Origin of the sequence: Acinetobacter sp. 1130196, from assembly GCF_000588095.1 — a bacterium.
GTDB lineage: Bacteria > Pseudomonadota > Gammaproteobacteria > Pseudomonadales > Moraxellaceae > Acinetobacter > Acinetobacter nosocomialis.
Map to the genome: position 1 here is coordinate 36,454 of NZ_JFWX01000017.1, position 17,464 is coordinate 53,917.

Sequence of the window (17,464 nt, forward strand, 5' to 3'; positions counted from 1 at the left end):
TGGAAAAGTAAGAGGTTATTTCTGGCTACTCAAAGTGGTTGGAAACTTCAGGTATTCTCCTGTTTTAGAAAACTGTATTTCGTTTTCATTGAGGTAGTAGGAAGGTTTTTTGTTCCCAAAAAACCGTTTCCCTTTTGCGGTGTTTATGTGAAAGGTTAGGGCTGTGTATTCGTAAAGAATAGACGTTTCATTTTGATATTTCCAACGGACTTGGAAATATAGATTGAAGTAAAGTTATGGCTAAAAAACCGATTTATAAATCACTTTATTTTCAAGTGATTATTGCGATTATTGCGGGTGTTCTGGTTGGGCATTTCTCACCAAGTACAACGCAAATAGTGAATGGTGTTGAACACCATATTCCAGGTTTAGGTGAGCAACTCAAGCCATTAGGTGATGCTTTTATTCGTTTGATTAAAATGATCATCGCACCTGTTATTTTCTGTACAGTGGTCAGTGGTATCGCTGGTATGGAAAGTATGAAGTCAGTGGGTAAAACTGGCGGTGTTGCGTTGTTATACTTCGAGATCGTTTCAACAATCGCACTTCTGATTGGCCTTGTGGTGATTAACATTGCAAAGCCAGGCGTAGGAATGAATATTGATCCTGCGACTCTGGACACTTCAGGTATCCAAAAATACGTCACTTCTGGTGAATCACAATCTACCGTTGATTTCTTAATGCATATCATCCCAGATACAGTAGTGGGTGCATTTGCAAATGGTGAAATCTTACAGGTCCTTCTTTTTGCCATTCTATTTGGCTTTGCACTGCATAAGCTAGGTGATGCAGGACGTCCAGTTTTAAAGTTAATTGATCAAATTGCTCATGTGTTCTTTAACATTGTAAATATGATCATGAAGCTTGCTCCACTGGGTGCTTTTGGGGCAATGGCGTTTACTATCGGTAAATATGGTGTGGGTTCACTGGTACAGTTGGGCCAGCTCATCCTCTGTTTCTACATTACCTGTTTATTATTTATTTTCTTGGTATTAGGAACCATCAGCCGTTTGAGTGGATTTAGCATTCTTAAAATGGTGCGTTTGATTCGTGAAGAACTTTTAATTGTACTTGGTACATCTTCTTCTGAGTCAGTTCTACCACGTATGCTACGTAAGCTTGAAATCGCAGGTTGTGAAAAGTCTGTGGTTGGTTTAGTTATCCCAACAGGTTATTCATTTAACCTCGATGGTACTTCAATTTATTTGACCATGGCTGCAATCTTTATTGCTCAGGCAACGAATACACAGCTTGATATCCAGCATCAAATTACTTTGCTATTGGTACTTTTAATTTCATCTAAAGGTGCGGCGGGGGTAACGGGGTCTGGTTTTTTTGTTATGGCTGCAACTTTTTCTGCTGTTGGGCATATACCAGTTGCAGGTTTGGCATTGATTTTAGGTATTGACCGTTTCATGTCAGAAGCTCGTGCTTTAACGAACCTTGTTGGTAACTCTTTAGCAACGATTGTGGTTGCGAAATGGGTTGGTGCATTAGATAAAGATAAACTAAATGATGCACTGAATAATCCCGATGAAGTAGATAGAAAAATGCTTGAGCAAAAAAGTGTAATTGCTGAGGCATCTCACTAATCATTTATCGTAATAAAAAAGGAGGCTAAGCTTCCTTTTTTATTGGCTGACTGAAAAGTACAGTTTAAATGAGCAGCTATGCCATGACAGTAACTAAAAAAATGATTAGCATGCACAGCAATGAGATTCGATAAAACAATAAAGCCGAAGGAAAATATTATGTTGGCATATGATGCAGATTTAGAATTATTCCGTGATAATTTTAAACGTTTTATGAATGAGCATATTGCTCCACATTACGACCAATGGGAACGTGAAGGAATTATGCCGCGTTCAGTGTGGAATCAACTGGGCGAAAATGGCTTTTTATGTGTGGATGTCCCAGAAGAATATGGCGGTTATGGGGTTCCAACTTACTATTCATTAATGTTAGTTGAAGAGTCTGCTCGAGCTGGTTTTTGTGCATTATCAACTGCTATTTCATGTCACTCTGAAATTGCTGCACCTTATATTTTACATATTGGTACAGAAGAGCAAAAACAATATTGGTTGCCGAAAATGGTAACTGGTGAAGTGGTTGGGGCAATTGGTATGACTGAACCGGGTGCTGGTTCAGACTTACAATCAATGCGTACGAGCGCCATTTTACAAGATGACCATTATTTACTAAATGGATCAAAAACATTTATTTCAAATGGTCAACATGCTGACCTTGTGGTGCTTGCAGTAAAAACCGATCCTCAAGCGCGTGCGAAAGGGGTATCGTTATTATTGGCAGATACACATTTGGATGGCTTTAAGAAAGGTACCAACCTCGACAAAATCGGTTTACATTCTCAAGATACTTCTGAGCTATTTTTTGACAATGTTAAGGTTCCTAAAAACCAGTTACTCGGTCAAGCTGGGCAGGGGTTTGCTTACTTAATGCAAGAGTTACCACGTGAACGTACAGCCATTGCATCTACCGCTATTGGCGCTATTCGTGGTGCAATTGATTTGGCAACGGCTTATGTAAAAGAACGTCATGCATTTGGCCAGCCTATTTCACAGTTCCAAAATACGCGTTTTGTTTTAGCTCAAGCAAAAATTGATGAGCTTGCTACGGCTGCTTTTTACGAGAGAAACGTTGCTCTATATCAAGAAGGTAAGCTAGATGTGGAAACAGCAGCCGCACTTAAAAGTTTTAGTACGGATATGCAAATGAAAGTAGCTGACAACTTGCTGCAACTTTTTGGTGGTTATGGTTATATGACTGAATATCCAATTTCACGTTTCTTTGTAGATGCTCGTATTCAGCGTATTTACGGTGGTACAAATGAAATTATGAAAGAAATCGTAGCGCGTGGCTTAATTGGTAAAGCCTAATTAAATAGTTTTAAAAAAAGCCTACCTTTGAGTAGGCTTTTTTATATTACCTATTTGTTAGTTCGATAAATGACAGGATAGTCTTGTTGCTTGGGTAACTTGTGTAAGGCCTGATTGATCTTTATTAAAAATGCATCGGCTTCATCTTGACGAAAAGAGTCTTCGGTATATTTGCTACGTTTTTGATTGATGCCACAACCCGTTATTTCCATATTTTCAGGATTAAATGACCAGTCATTTGGATTCTTTAAGTTAATGTCTAAATCACTTTCACAGCTTTTCCATAAATGTAAAAACTCATTTGATAATTCTGTTTTAAATCCTCGTGCTGGATAGACCGAGAAGCCTTTCATTTCGGGATTAGAAAATTGTATAAACATATCTACTGGCATACCTCCCCAAATGATTGCTGTATTTTCTGGTAATGCAATGCCTGATAAATTTTTTTCTTTTAAAGCATGTGTTTGCTCAAATTTCTGTCTGAAATTTTGCGATTGATAGGTCAGCTTGGTTTGAGGTGGGATTGGAATACCACGAATTTGATTACTGACAGTCGTCATATAGTACGGAGAATTATCAGTACCATTGCAACCTGCAATTATTGGACAACCGCCGCAAGCCGTTAAACTAAAAGTTGTAAAACCCAATAGGCTTAAAACAATAATTTTATTCATTCTATTTTACTGTTGTTATGACATATTGGGTCAGTATAACCAATCCATGCATTAAGAGGGCTATCTTTAAGAACAACGAAATAATCAGCTTTAAATGTAATTATGTTTTTACTTGGCTGGCTGATCTAATGGTCCATCAAATAAAGATTTACAGCTTTCTAAATTTTGACAAGAAGCAAACATAAGTGCTTTAGGTAAGCTCGCATACAAATTTGTAATGTGTTGTTCGGCAGGGTTATAAAAATGCCAATAACTAAATTCGTTTGAACGTTTATTTTCTAAAGCTTTAAAAAAGTCTGCTTCATTAAGCGTATTATTAAGTTGAGTAAGAGGGCCACCTTGTTCATGTGTACCGACTGTGGTCATGAGTAAAGGGAAATGATTTAGTTTTTGACTTTGCCAATGTTCTAACTGTTGAAATAACATGCCTTGATCAAACCACAAAGAAGGACTTGCAGCGAAGTAACGCTGAAATGCATTTGGCTTTTGAAAAAAATGATAAAGCACAAACAAGCCTCCAAAAGAGTGCCCATAGAGGCTTTGTTGCTGGCTGTTAACCGGAAACTGTTTTGCAATTTCAGGTTTGAGTTCGTTATTTAAAAAGGCAATGAACTGATCAGCACCACCATATTTATATTTACCGTGTGCTTGAAATTGGGCAGAAGGTTCTGGTGTGTAATCATAAGCACGCTTTTGCACATCAAAGGTTTTTTGATGTGGATAACCAACAGCTACAATCATGAGCGGATCTAAACCTAATTTAGTCGAACCTGCTCCAATTGACTGAGCAATATTGGCAGCACTAGGGAAAGTTGCATTTCCATCTAATATATAAAGTACAGGGTAACCATGTTGGGGTGGGGCCACAGGCGGTTTATAAATTTGAATTAGATATTCATGACCTGTATTTTTAGATTTGATTTGGAATTGTGCCTGATTATTTTGAAAAACGATTTTTGATTGATCTTTTATTGAAGGTTGAGCCAAAACAGGCGTACTTATTAAAGTTCCCAAGAGAAAACTACAAGATAAAAAGAAAAATGGTTTAAGCATAATAAAGTTAAGAAAATGTTATAAGTAAAATAATAAATGAAAATCATTATCAAATAAAGTAATCTTATTGACAGGTTTGAGAGTGATTAACGAAAAAAGCCGGTACACCGATATTGCCTAACAAATCAAAGCCGACTATTGTTATACTCTCGTTTAAAAGATGATTTTTCTGAGGCTGCATTCCAATGATCAACGATGATCAAAACAAAACGACTTCTCTTAGTTTAGAACAAATTCGCGAAGATATTGATAGCGTAGATCAACAGATTCAAGAGTTATTAAATCGCCGCGCAAGCCTTGCTGAAGCTGTTGCTAAAGCTAAATTTGCTTCCGAAGAGAATCCTTTGTTTTATCGTCCTGAACGTGAAGCACAAGTATTACGCAAAGTTATGGAACGCAATCAGGGACCTTTATCTGATGTAACCATGGCGCGTCTGTTCCGTGAAATTATGTCTGCTTGCCTTGCTTTAGAAGCTCCGCAAAGCATTGCATTCTTAGGACCTGAAGGTACTTTTACGCAATCTGCTGTGCTTAAACATTTTGGTAAAGATGCAGTTGTACGTCCATTACCAACTATTGATGAAGTGTTCCGTGAAGTAGAAGCGGGTAGTGCACATTATGGTGTAGTTCCAGTTGAAAACTCATCTGAAGGTATTGTGAACCACACACTAGATTGCTTTAAAACATCGAATTTAAATGTGATTGGTGAAGTTGAATTGCGTATTCATCATCAATTCTTGGTTTCTGAAAATACGCGTAAAGACAGCATTAAACAGATTTATGCGCACCAGCAAACTTTGGCGCAATGCCGTCAGTGGTTAGACGCGCATTATCCAGGTGTTGAACGTGTTGCCTTAAACTCAAATGCAGAAGCTGCACGCCGTATTCGCAACGAATGGCACTCAGCAGCAATTGCATCTGATATTGCAGCAGGTATGTATAATCTTGAAATCTTGCATAGCAATATTGAAGATAATCCGGAAAATACCACTCGTTTCTTAGTGATTGGCCGTGAAAAAATTCCACAAAGTGGTAATGACAAAACATCGTTATTAATTTCAGCACATGATCGTGCAGGTGCTTTATTAGAAATTTTAGCGCCGTTTGCAAAACATAATATTAGCTTAACGAGTATTGAGACCCGTCCAGCATTACCTGAAAAATGGGCTTATGTATTCTTTATCGATTTAGAAGGTCATATTGATCAAGAAAACGTTGCTGCTGCAATCAATGATATCCGTCCAATGGTAAAAGAGCTTCGTATTTTAGGTTCTTATCCTGCTGCTGTTCTTTAATTACTTACGTTGGAATAATGACATGTATCCAAAGGAATATGTCATTAAGCTTAAAAAACAAATTGCTCAAAGATTTAAATAACTTTGAGCAAAAATAAAGTTGAAGTTATGTCACAACCCCTATTTAAAAAAGTTGCATTTATTGGTTTAGGACTCATCGGGTCGAGTTTGGCTCGCGTTATCGTTGCAGAAAAGTTGGCGACAACTATTGTGGCATCTACACGTTCACAGAAAACTTTAGAAGATGCAAAATCACTTGGTTTAATACAAGAAGGATTTTCCGATCCTGTAGAGGCCGTGAGAGGGGCGGATTTAATTGTTTTAGCCTTACCTGTACGTGCTACACAAAAAGTGCTTGAGCAAATTAAACCTTATTTGTCAGAAACCACAATTGTAACCGATGTGGGAAGTACAAAAGGTAATGTGGTTGATGCAGCAAAAGCTGTATTTGGTGAAGATTTACCAACGGGTTTTGTACCCGGGCATCCTATTGCAGGTAGTGAACACACGGGTGTTCATGCAGGTAAAGTCGATCTCTTTGCAAATCATAAAGTGATTTTAACGCCGTTACCAACAAGTGCAGAATGGGCTGTTGAGAAACTAATTCAACTTTGGTCAGCTGCTAAAGCTGAAGTTATTTGTATGGATGTTGCTAAACATGATGAGGTTTTGGCACATACGAGCCATTTACCGCATTTAATGGCATTTAATCTAGTCGAGCAACTTGCAAACCGTGAAGATAACTTGGATATTTTCCGTTATGCGGCTGGTGGTTTCCGTGACTTTTCACGAATTGCAGCAAGTGATCCTCAAATGTGGCATGACATTTTCTTTGCCAATAAAACCGCTATCTTAAATGCTGTAGATGGCTTCGAAAAGCAACTTACCGTACTTAGAAAATTGATTGAAAACGAAGATTCTCATGCATTAATGGGTTTACTCGGCCATGCTCAGGCAGCACGGCAACATTTCAATCATATGTTAGCCAAAAAACCTTTAATGGAGAAAAATAAGGTGACACAGCAATTCAGTATCTTACCGGGAAATAAGGCGTTTAAAGGTAAATTTACCGTACCGGGTGACAAATCTGTGTCACATCGCTCCATTATGTTTGGTGCTATTGCCGAAGGCACCACCCATGTAACTGGCTTCTTAGAAGGTGAAGATGCTCTAGCAACTTTACAAGCTTTTCGTGATATGGGTGTAAGCATCGAAGGCCCTAAAAATGGTGAAGTGACCATTCATGGCGTGGGTATGCATGGCTTAAAAGCACCAGCAAGTGCATTGTATATGGGTAACTCTGGTACAAGCATGCGTTTACTTTCAGGTATGCTTTCTGCACAAAAGTTTGATTCTGTTATGACAGGTGATGCATCACTTTCTAAACGTCCAATGGAGCGTATTGCTAAACCCTTACGTTTAATGGGTGCGCAAATTCAAACAACAGGCGAGAAAGGTACACCACCTGTAAGTATTACTGGTGGTCAGCAATTAAAAGGTATTCAATACGATTTACCTATGGCATCTGCTCAAGTGAAGTCTGGTATTTTACTTGCTGGTTTATGGGCTGAAGGTGAAACTTCGGTAACTGAGCCGGAACCAACACGTGATCATACAGAGCGTATGCTTCGTGCATTTGGCTATGATGTTAAAACTGAAGGTAATAAAATCTCACTCGTTGGTGGTGGAAAATTAGTAGGTACTAATATTCAAGTACCATCTGATATTTCATCTGCTGCTTTCTTTATGGTGGGTGCTGCAATTACTGAGGGTGCAGACGTTGTACTTGAAGCGGTAGGCATTAACCCAACACGTACAGGTGTAATTGAAATTTTAAAACAGATGGGTGCCGACCTGACTGTTGAAAATGAACGTATTGCTGGTGGCGAACCTATTGCTGATATTCATATTAAAGGTTCACGTACCCTTAAAGGTATTCATATGCCTGAAGATCAAGTACCTTTGGCAATTGATGAATTCCCAGCATTATTTATTGCAGCGGCTTGTGCTGAAGGGCAAACAGTACTCACAGGTGCGGCAGAGCTTCGTGTGAAAGAATCTGACCGTATTCAAGTTATGGCAGATGGTTTAAAAATCATGGGTATTGACTGCACACCAACTGAAGATGGCATCATCATCGAAGGAAAAGGCAAATCTGGCGATTGGTCACCAATCTTTGCTGGCGGTGAAATCGAATCGCATCATGACCATCGTATTGCTATGAGTTTTAGTATGGCAGGGCTTCGTACTTCTGGTCCGATTACAATTCATGGTACTGAAACTGTTGCTACAAGTTTCCCAACATTTACTGAGTTGGCGAATCGTGCAGGTTTAACGATTGAAGTTAGCCAATAACTTTTGACCTAATACATTTTATAATTGCTAACACAATAGCAACGGCAGCAGCGAGCTAAAGGCTTGGCTGCTGTTTGTTTATTGCTTATGCTAAGTGCAGATAATGATAATAGTGTTAGGACAAAGGATGAAAAAATTACAATTTATTGCCAGTTGCCCAGAACATGGGGTGCTTGATCATCCACCAAATGAATGCCATATCACTCAAGAATATGTAGCGGCCTTATTATTTAAACAATTGGGGCATTATGGTTTCGATGCACAGCATATTGTACATGAGCATGAAAAAGTAGAAGTAAGCATTGATAATCATCTTTTGCCGTTGTCTATTACTTGCCAGAAAACGGACCACGATGGGCATTTAATGTGTGAAATCTCTGCCAATCCAGATGAAGAACAAGACTGGTTTGAGAAAATCGAAACACAAAGCATTATTCGTCAGCTTGCGCAGGCTGTTGAAAATAGTTTGAAAGCCGATCAGAGTTTCTCCGAATTTGTTTGGAAGTCTTGATCAATTAAATATATTTTATGAAGTAAGGGTGAACATATTTGTTCACCCTTTTTATTTATTAATATTGATAAGAATTATTTATTTTTGTAGTGACATTATTTAATAAAAATTAACAAACAAAAAAATAATATTGTTTGAATTTTGAACTAATTTTCTATTAATTTAAAAATGCTTTTTAACAAAGAACTACTCAATTTCCTCTTCTTATTTATATTATTTTACAGAGAATTAACATGAATATAATTTCCAGTAATTATTCAAAAGGCTTTGGTATATTGATTATCTCCTTATTATCAGCGTGTAATAGTGATGATAAAGATACGACCATAAACTCAACAAATCAGAAGTTGCTAGAAGGAACTATTACTTCCTTGGAGAATCTTAAACAAACTTTGGTATGGCAAGAAAATCAATGTGATAGTGTCTATTCTAAAGTTATTGGTGAGGCGACAATTGCTCAAAAATCAGCGGCAGAACTAAGAGCCAATATCGCGAGTTCAAATAATTTAGGAGTTTTTCTTGATAATCAAATTATTCCCAAACTAGCTCAGCTTACTGATGAGTCGACAGTATTAAGAGCGAGATGTAATGCTCCTGACTATGATGGAACTGGAGTAAGTATTGAGCGGCCTGCTATGCTTAGAGAAATGTTAAGTGAGTGGAAAGGAACAATTAATTTATTAATTCGTCAAATAAATAACCCTCCTAATATGAATCCTGAAATTAAATTAGCTTCATTAACCAATATCAATATTAATCAATTAACGGCAGCAAAATCTAAATTTAAAGATTGTTCAGATAGCTTTTGTCCAGAAATGACGGTTATTCCAGCTGGTAGTTTTTTAATGGGCGGAAATATAAATGAGCAAGAGCAACAAAATGTACCTGCTCAATCTCGGTCATATGAATTACCTCAACATTTAGTACAAGTCGAAAAACCATTCGCAATGTCAACTTATGAAACAACAATTGCTGAGTTTCAGGCTTTCCAAAAGGAAACTGGCTGGGAAGTCGAGGGGTGTCGTAATTGGGAAACACGCAATGGGGTCTTCAATATGTGGTATCGAGATGATTTAAATCCGAATAATTCGGGTATGAATCAAACACCTCAGGATCCTGTTGTATGTGTACGCCGTGAAGATGGAAGAGAATTTGCGAAATGGTTATCTAAAAAAACAGGTCAGACCTACCGTTTACCAACAGAAGTTGAGTGGGAATATGCGGCGCGTGCTGGAACGACAACAGCCTATTATTGGGGGGATGACCTTAATCTTGACCAAGCTTGTAAATATGCAAATGTATTAGATCCAACAACAGTTGTAGCACTACCACAAACTAATGGTTGGAGTTTATTTAATTGTACAGATGGTTATGCTTTTACGTCACCAGTAGGGAAGTTTTTACCAAACAATTTCGGTTTATATGATATGAGTGCCAATGCCCGAGAATGGGTCGATGATTGCTGGCATGCAAATTATGAAAATGCTCCTAGTGTAAATCGTCGTTGGGGTGAGGAAAATAATGGACAGTGTAACTTCCCAGTTTTACGTGGGGGAGCATGGATATATAACACTTATAACGTACGAACTGCCTATCGTAATGCTTATGTAACTTCACAAGCCCGTTCAATCATGTGGGGTTTCCGTTTGGTACGTGAAATTTAACTTTGATTTTTATATCTAATCTATTCTACATTTAGAGTCATTTTTAATTTATCAGCGTCGATTTTAATAAAGGCTAAAACTGCGCTGATAAATTCTTATCTTTGAATAAACCTAAGTTTATTAAGAATATTTTTGAGAGTATAAATATATGGTGCCATTTGATTTTTCAAACTTATCTCCTCAAATTGTTTGGCAGCATTTTCAAACACTTTGTACGATTCCGCGCCCCTCAAAGCATGAACAACAGCTTCGTGAGTATCTAAAAAACTGGGCCGAAAGTCGAAATTTAGAAACTTACGTAGATGAAGTTGGTAATTTAATTATCCGAAAGAATGCAACTACGGGTAAAGAACATGTATCTGGCGTTATTCTTCAAGGCCACTTAGATATGGTTACACAAGCTAACACTGGCACAGTACATGATTTCTTTAAAGACCCGATTCGTCCTGTTCTTGAGGATGGCTGGTTAATTGCCAAAGACACTACTTTAGGTGCAGACAATGGCATAGGAGTAGCTTTGGCTTTAGCTGTTTTAGATTCAAATGATATTGCTCATGGACCAATAGAAGTTCTTTTAACAGTCGATGAAGAAGCAGGTATGAGCGGTGCACGACTTTTAGAAGCCGGTATATTAAAAGGAAAAAGGTTATTTAATATTGATACAGAAGAATGGGGCGAGTTGTATCTAGGGTGTGCTGGTAGTATTGATGTTGAGGTAGAGCAGCCGCTTAGCTATGAACCAATTTCTAAAGATTTAAATATTGTGAATATTCAGGTGGCTGGTCTTAAAGGCGGGCACTCTGGCGTAGATATTCATTTAGGACGTGGCAATGCTAACGTTATTTTGGCTCGCTTTTTAAATCAATATTTAGGCTCACTTGGTGGGCATCTTGTTGAGTTTACAGGTGGCACGGCGCGTAATGCTTTACCGAGAGAAGCTGTAGCGACTATTGCAATTTCATCTAACCAATTGCCTAAATTAGAAAAATTACTCGATGAATATCAAACAGCATGGAAAAAACAGCTACAAGGTATTGATGACAATCTGCAATTAATTATTCAGCCTAATAGTGCTGAAGTGACTGAAGTGATTACTCAACAACAGCAAAACGAGTGGTTACAAGCTTTAGCAACAAGTCCTTATGGCGTTGCAAGTATGAGTCAAGCTTTACCAGATGTAGTTGAAACTTCAAATAATATTGGGGTGGTAAAACTAAATCCAGAAGGTGGAAAAGCTGTCTTAATGGTTCGCTCAATGGTAAATCAAGAAGCTCAAGATTTTGCAGAAAAAATTCAGGCCCATTTTAGCCAGTTTAATATCGCTTCTGCACTCACACCATTAGTTTCGGGTTGGACACCAAATCCTGACTCAGCGGCTTTAAAGTGCTTGCAACAAGCCTATCAAAAGGCATTTAACATTGAGCCAAATCTAAAAGTAATTCATGCAGGCTTGGAGTGTGGGATTATTGCCGAGCATTATCCAGATTTACAGATGGTATCGTTTGGACCGGATATTCAAGGTGCGCATGCACCGGGTGAACGAGTCAAAGTTGATACTGTAGAGAAATGCTGGAAGCTATTGGTAACGGCTTTGGCATCTGTAGAGTAGTTTTTTAGAAATAAGAAGCTCAATCATGAGCTTCTTAAACTTTAACCTTTACGTGAAAATGATCTGGATTTAACTCGATTTCACAATAAATTTGTTGTTTAAGTGATTTTTAAAAGTTGTCCTGTTTCATTTAAAGTAAACTCATCAAAATCATTCGCTAAATAAAAATGACCTTTATAAAACTGGCGAACTTCTTCGGCAATAGCTAGCTGCCCAGCTTTATCCTGATGTCTAGGGCTAAAATGCGTCAGAATTAAATTACCCAAAGATTGCTGTTCTGCAAATTCAGCCACCATTTTTGCTGAGCTATGCATTGGACCTTTGCCGACTTTATCTAAAACCGTTTGCAAGTATGTTGATTCGTGAATAAGGAGTTGGGCATCTTTGCAAGCGTTAGCTAATAGCTCTGGTTGGTCATTATCACCACCTATAATTGCATGAACTTGTTGATTTTGAATTTTGATAAAGTCTTGAGCTTTTAAAGTTTGTCCCTCAAATTCAACATTGTAGCCACGTTTTAAATGGCCCCACATATCGCCTTGAGGCACGCCTAGCTGTGTGAGAGCTTGGGTATCTAACTTCTTCTGAATAGATTTGATATAAATACTAAAAGCAAAACTTGGAACACGATGGCTTAGAGGATGTGCTTGAACAATAAATTCATCAGTGATCTGTTGTGGCTGTATTGCATCATTCACATCAATAAATTGAAGGGAATAGGGTAAATGTAAATCTGTAAGCTGGGCAGTGATTTCAAACCATTGCTGAATTTCTTTCGGTGCAATCACGATTAAGGGTTTGCTACGGGCATTCATGCCTGCACTTGCCAATAAACCAACTAGACCATAACAATGATCGCCGTGAACATGTGTAATACAAATGGCAACTAGGTTTTGCAAGGAAAGTTTAGCTTGTTGAATGCGGTGCTGGGTACCTTCGCCGGCATCAACTAAAATCCAGTCCTTATTTTTGCTGTTACGAACCGCTAATCCTGAAACATTACGGGAAAGTGTGGGTACACCTGATGATGTGCCTAAAAAAGTAAAATGAAGCATATTCTTGGAATTTTTTAATCAAATGCGTAATTTATATTATAGACACTTATTAGAATTTTATAAAAATTATAGTAAATGATAGCGACCGAGTAAAAAAATATTTGGCACGTTCTGGGTTAAGTTGGAATAATTTTCAATAAGGACATACTTGAAAATGATGGGCATACTCTCAAGTTATGCCCATCAAATACACTTTATTTCATGATAATAAAGCGTGTAATGATTTGACGAAGCTGTTTTAAATAACCTGTAAAGAAGTGGTTAGCGCCCGGTAAAATCGTAATTGGATGCTTCTGCGGTTTTGCCCATGCAATTGCATCTGAAAGTAAAGTAATATCATCTTGCTCACCATGAATGAGCAGAATATCACCTTGAATTTCAGGGGTTTTATAGTGACGTAATCCCACAACAGTAGCTGTTGGTAAACCACACAAAATTAATTGTACTGGCTGTAATTCAGGGCTAAGCTGCGCATGACATTTTGCCAAAACATGTGAGCCGAAGCTAAAACCGCCTGCATAGAATGGTAAGCCTTCATGAAGCTTACGAACGTGTTCAATCACAGCTAAAATATCTTCGGTTTCGCCATGGCCTTCATCATGAACACCTTCACTGCCACCTAAACCACGGAAACTAGGACGGTAAACAATACAACCATATTCATTAAAGATTTGGGTTAAAAGAGCAGGGACTTTATGTTGAGGAGTTCCACCTTGCAATGGGTGCGGATGGCAAACAACCGCAAAGCCTTTGATTTCACCTTCAGGGCGGTCTACAAAAAGTTCAATTTTACCTACTGGACCCTGAATGAAAATTTGCTCAGACATATAAGAATCGATAAATAACAATACGTATTCCTATTTTACCGATAGTCGTCATTGAAAACACGAGTTAGCATTAAAAAATATCTACTGTTATAGTTGGTATTAAGAATAATTTTTTCAGGTTATCTATGCTTGCTTTAATTTCTCCTGCAAAAACTTTAGATTATGAAACAGCGTTACCTACAGATGAGTTTACTCAGCCGCGCTTATTAGAAAACTCAGCACAATTAATTGATGTTTGCCGCAAACTTTCCGCTTCGGAAATTGCGACTTTAATGAGTGTTAGTGAAAAAATTGCCACACTCAATGCAGACCGTTTTAGAGATTGGCATCCCGAATTTAATTTCTCAAATGCTCGCCAAGCAATCTATGCATTTAAAGGTGATGTTTACACTGGTTTAGATGCTTATCATTTAAAAGGTAAAGATATTGATTTTGCACAGCAGCATTTGCGTATGCTCTCTGGTCTATATGGTTTATTGCGTCCTTTAGATTTAATGATGCCTTATCGTTTAGAGATGGGTACTAAATTAAAAAATACGCGCGGTCATAATTTGTATGAATTCTGGGGTGATATCATCACTAACCAAATTAATGAAGACTTGGCCGCAATTAAATCTGAATTATTAGTAAATCTAGCTTCGGATGAATATTATAAGTCTGTCAATGAAAAGAAAATTAAGGCTGAAATTGTGAAGCCTGTTTTCCTTGACCAGAAAAATGGCAAATATAAAGTTATTAGTTTCTATGCGAAAAAAGCACGCGGTTTAATGGCTCGTTTTATTGTTGAAAACCAATTAAATAAAGCCGAGGATCTTAAGGCTTTTAATACCGAAGGTTACTACTTTGATGCTGATAACTCATCTGCAAAAGAGTTGGTATTTAAACGTGATGAGCAAGTGGCTTAATTAAATTAATAATTTCACATGCCATGCGGCCTTTGGTCTCATGTTTAATTTATTAAACTCTATAAGGGTTATGCCTTACTTTTGAAAGGTCAAAAGTAACAAAAACCTTTGTTGAACAGAGGGCACATCCATGTGGCCCCTGTTCAACAGTGGCATCCATGCCACTCGGCACGATAGCTTTTGTTATCGTGCTTTAAAATTTAGGCAAAATTAATGATTACTTAAAGAAGTAACCTGTTTCTGGCGAGCTTGCATTTGCCATGCGTTTACGTGGCATACGTCCAGCTAAAAATGCTTCACGTCCAGCTTCAACAGCTTTCTTCATTGCAGAAGCCATTAAAATAGGATTTTGCGCAGCAGCAATTGCTGTATTCATGAGTACGCCATCACAACCAAGTTCCATCGCAATAGCTGCATCACTTGCTGTACCAACACCTGCATCTACTAAAACTGGTACTTTCGCATTTTCTTTAATAATTGAAATGGTGTGCGGGTTTAAAATACCTAAACCTGAACCAATCAAACTGCCTAAAGGCATAATTGCAACACAGCCCATACTTTCAAGTTCTTGCGCAATGATTGGGTCATCCGAGGTATAGACCATAATTTCAAAACCGTCATCAATTAAAGTACGAGCAGCTTTTAAAGTCTCGGTTACATTTGGATATAAGGTTTTTTCATCGCCCAACACTTCAAGCTTTACTAGGTTATGACCATCCAGTAATTCTCGGGCTAACATGCATGTACGTACTGCGCTGTCAGCATCAAAACAACCTGCGGTATTTGGCAAGATAGTATATTTTTCTGGTGGAATAACTGAAAGTAAATTCGGTTGATCTGGATTTTGTCCAATATTCACACGGCGGATTGCGACAGTTACGATTTCTGCACCACTGGCTTGAATGGCTAAATCCGTTTCATTTAAGTCTTTATATTTGCCAGTTCCTACCAATAAACGAGATTGAAAAGAACGTGAACCAATAATGAGAGGGGTGTCTTGCATGGATAACTCCGACTTAGCCGCCGCCAACAGCGTGAATAATTTCGATACGGTCATGTTGAGCAATCATAATTTGCTCTAATTTGCTTTTAGGTACGATTTGCTGATTGTGTTCAACAGCAAAACGTTTTCCTTCAAGTGCCAACTCCTGAATGAGTTGCAAAAGGTTTTGGCTAGGCGTGTCCGTTAATTCGCCATTTAAATAAATTTGCATGATCACATTCCGATTATTTTGCGTATTTGAAAGCATTCCAAGCCAAAACTAGCCATCCAGCAATCATTAAGGCTCCACCGATTGGCGTAATTGCGCCTAATATGCGTGGTAAACCTAATGCCATGATATAAAGCGAACCACAAAAGAACAGAATGCCAATCTGAATAAGCAAGAAAGATAACTTGATTGGGAAATGGGGAAGAACCTTACTTAGAATACCAAGGGCTAATAGCCCAAGTGCATGATAAAAAAAGTAGTCGGTTGCAGTCTGCCACCAAGCAATTTGTTCAGGGCTCGCGTGAGCTTTAAGACCATGTGCTCCAAAAGCACCCAACATGACTGCAAAAGCAAGATTAAGGGCTGAAATGGCAATCCACATAACAAAAAACGCAACTGAATAATGAAAGGCAACGTTACCATAGAATAGGTTGGCTAAACATAGCCAGATAAAATAAAAGGGCTGATCGCCCTTTTATTTTTTATTTACTTTAGCTTGCTGACATAGCGACTTTAATTTTTTCCATCGCATTTTTTTCAAGCTGACGAATACGTTCTGCTGATACATTATATTCAGCAGCAAGCTCATGTAGGGTAGATTTATCATCATCTAACCAACGGCGCTGCAAAATATTACGCGAACGATCATCTAACTGGTCCATTGCATCATGTAAAGCAGATGTACTTTGCTCTTCCCAGTCTTCATTTTCAACTAAACGAGCAGGGTCGTAACGGTTATCTTCCAAATACAAGGCAGGTGCTGTATGTGGAGTATCGTCGTCATCATCGCCTTGCGCTTCAAAAGCAGCATCATAAGCAGTTAAACGACCTTCCATTTCCAAAACTTGTTCTGGAGTTACATTTAAGTCGTTAGCAATAGATTGTGCTTCTTCGAGTGTTAATTTTTTACTCGATTTTTTCAAACTACGTAAGTTGAAGAAAAGTTTACGTTGAGCTTTAGTCGTTGCAATTTTTACAATACGCCAGTTACGAATAACGTATTCATGGATCTCTGCCTTAATCCAGTGGACGGCAAAAGATACGAGACGTACGCCCATATTTGGGTCAAAACGTTTTACGGCTTTCATTAAGCCTAAGTTACCTTCTTGAATAAGGTCGCCTTGAGGGAGGCCATAACCTGCATAGCTGCGCGCAATATGAACAACAAAACGTAAATGCGACATTACCAGCATTTTTGCGGCATCAAGATCTTGGTCATAATAATAACGTTCAGCAAGTTCTTTTTCTTGCTCGGCCGTTAAAATAGGAATCTGATTGACAGTACTGATATATGCACCAAGGTTTACACCGGGCGCAGACAATGACAGGGGCATCAATTGATTGCTGCTGTCACTCATGAGTTCTCCTTATAGGATAGGATGGATTAACCAATAAATTCATCTTAATT

Annotated in this window: 16 protein-coding genes; 8 read left to right on the plus strand and 8 right to left on the minus strand. The window is 38.2% G+C overall.

Going from position 1 to position 17,464, the window contains the following annotated elements; genetic code table 11:
- Positions 1-236: 236 nt before the first annotated feature.
- Complete coding sequence (locus J671_RS14315) at positions 237-1,592, plus strand: dicarboxylate/amino acid:cation symporter (RefSeq protein ID WP_031982666.1); 1,356 nt, start codon at positions 237-239, stop codon at positions 1,590-1,592.
- Between the two features lie 159 nt (positions 1,593-1,751).
- Entirely contained in the window at positions 1,752-2,897 is a 1,146-nt protein-coding gene (locus J671_RS14320) for an acyl-CoA dehydrogenase family protein (protein WP_004707843.1), read from the plus strand.
- Positions 2,898-2,947: 50 nt separating this feature from the next.
- Here J671_RS14320 and J671_RS14325 read toward each other — a convergent pair whose 3' ends face one another.
- Both J671_RS14325 and J671_RS14330 read right to left on the minus strand, forming a co-directional pair.
- Positions 2,948-3,571: a hypothetical protein gene (locus J671_RS14325; RefSeq protein WP_017393809.1), complete on the minus strand. Its 624-nt coding sequence runs from the start codon at positions 3,569-3,571 to the stop codon at positions 2,948-2,950.
- Positions 3,572-3,679: 108 nt separating this feature from the next.
- Positions 3,680-4,624: an alpha/beta hydrolase gene (locus tag J671_RS14330; protein WP_068791253.1), complete on the minus strand. Its 945-nt coding sequence runs from the start codon at positions 4,622-4,624 to the stop codon at positions 3,680-3,682.
- Between the two features lie 185 nt (positions 4,625-4,809).
- On the opposite strand from J671_RS14330, the gene pheA reads away from it, so the two are divergent.
- The 5 genes from pheA (at position 4,810) to J671_RS14355 (ending at position 12,058) form a co-directional block, all read left to right on the plus strand.
- Complete coding sequence (gene pheA, locus J671_RS14335) at positions 4,810-5,919, plus strand: prephenate dehydratase (protein WP_002049199.1); 1,110 nt, start codon at positions 4,810-4,812, stop codon at positions 5,917-5,919.
- Positions 5,920-6,027: 108 nt separating this feature from the next.
- Positions 6,028-8,274 (plus strand): bifunctional prephenate dehydrogenase/3-phosphoshikimate 1-carboxyvinyltransferase, encoded by a 2,247-nt coding sequence (locus J671_RS14340; RefSeq protein ID WP_031982668.1) that lies wholly within the window; start codon positions 6,028-6,030, stop codon positions 8,272-8,274.
- Between the two features lie 127 nt (positions 8,275-8,401).
- Positions 8,402-8,785: a hypothetical protein gene (locus tag J671_RS14345; RefSeq protein ID WP_002049301.1), complete on the plus strand. Its 384-nt coding sequence runs from the start codon at positions 8,402-8,404 to the stop codon at positions 8,783-8,785.
- A gap of 233 nt (positions 8,786-9,018) precedes the next feature.
- A complete protein-coding gene (locus J671_RS14350) occupies positions 9,019-10,449 on the plus strand; it encodes a formylglycine-generating enzyme family protein (RefSeq protein ID WP_171073053.1) in 1,431 nt (476 codons plus the stop codon).
- Between the two features lie 148 nt (positions 10,450-10,597).
- Positions 10,598-12,058 carry an aminoacyl-histidine dipeptidase gene (locus tag J671_RS14355; protein WP_031982671.1) on the plus strand — a complete coding sequence of 487 codons (1,461 nt, stop codon included), beginning with the start codon at positions 10,598-10,600 and terminating at the stop codon, positions 12,056-12,058.
- Between the two features lie 98 nt (positions 12,059-12,156).
- Here the strand turns inward: J671_RS14355 and J671_RS14360 are convergent, their stop codons facing one another.
- Both J671_RS14360 and J671_RS14365 read right to left on the minus strand, forming a co-directional pair.
- The gene (locus J671_RS14360; RefSeq protein WP_031982673.1) at positions 12,157-13,113 is read right to left on the minus strand and encodes a ribonuclease Z; all 957 of its coding nucleotides are present in this window, start codon (positions 13,111-13,113) and stop codon (positions 12,157-12,159) included.
- A 194-nt stretch (positions 13,114-13,307) separates the two neighbouring features.
- Complete coding sequence (locus tag J671_RS14365) at positions 13,308-13,940, minus strand: alpha/beta hydrolase (protein WP_016805219.1); 633 nt, start codon at positions 13,938-13,940, stop codon at positions 13,308-13,310.
- Between the two features lie 125 nt (positions 13,941-14,065).
- Here J671_RS14365 and yaaA point away from each other — a divergent pair, with 125 nt between their 5' ends.
- Positions 14,066-14,845, plus strand: coding sequence for a peroxide stress protein YaaA (gene yaaA, locus J671_RS14370; protein WP_031982674.1), 780 nt, complete (start codon positions 14,066-14,068; stop codon positions 14,843-14,845).
- A gap of 217 nt (positions 14,846-15,062) precedes the next feature.
- Here the strand turns inward: yaaA and J671_RS14375 are convergent, their stop codons facing one another.
- The 4 genes from J671_RS14375 to rpoH all read right to left on the minus strand — a co-directional run bounded on the left by J671_RS14375 (position 15,063) and on the right by rpoH (position 17,414).
- Complete coding sequence (locus J671_RS14375; protein ID WP_001154366.1) at positions 15,063-15,848, minus strand: thiazole synthase; 786 nt, start codon at positions 15,846-15,848, stop codon at positions 15,063-15,065.
- Between the two features lie 13 nt (positions 15,849-15,861).
- The gene (gene thiS, locus J671_RS14380; RefSeq protein WP_022575392.1) at positions 15,862-16,059 is read right to left on the minus strand and encodes a sulfur carrier protein ThiS; all 198 of its coding nucleotides are present in this window, start codon (positions 16,057-16,059) and stop codon (positions 15,862-15,864) included.
- 13 nt (positions 16,060-16,072) lie between these two features.
- A complete protein-coding gene (locus J671_RS14385; RefSeq protein WP_002049118.1) occupies positions 16,073-16,438 on the minus strand; it encodes a DUF423 domain-containing protein in 366 nt (121 codons plus the stop codon).
- A gap of 109 nt (positions 16,439-16,547) precedes the next feature.
- Positions 16,548-17,414 carry an RNA polymerase sigma factor RpoH gene (gene rpoH, locus J671_RS14390; protein ID WP_002049311.1) on the minus strand — a complete coding sequence of 289 codons (867 nt, stop codon included), beginning with the start codon at positions 17,412-17,414 and terminating at the stop codon, positions 16,548-16,550.
- Positions 17,415-17,464: the final 50 nt, after the last annotated feature.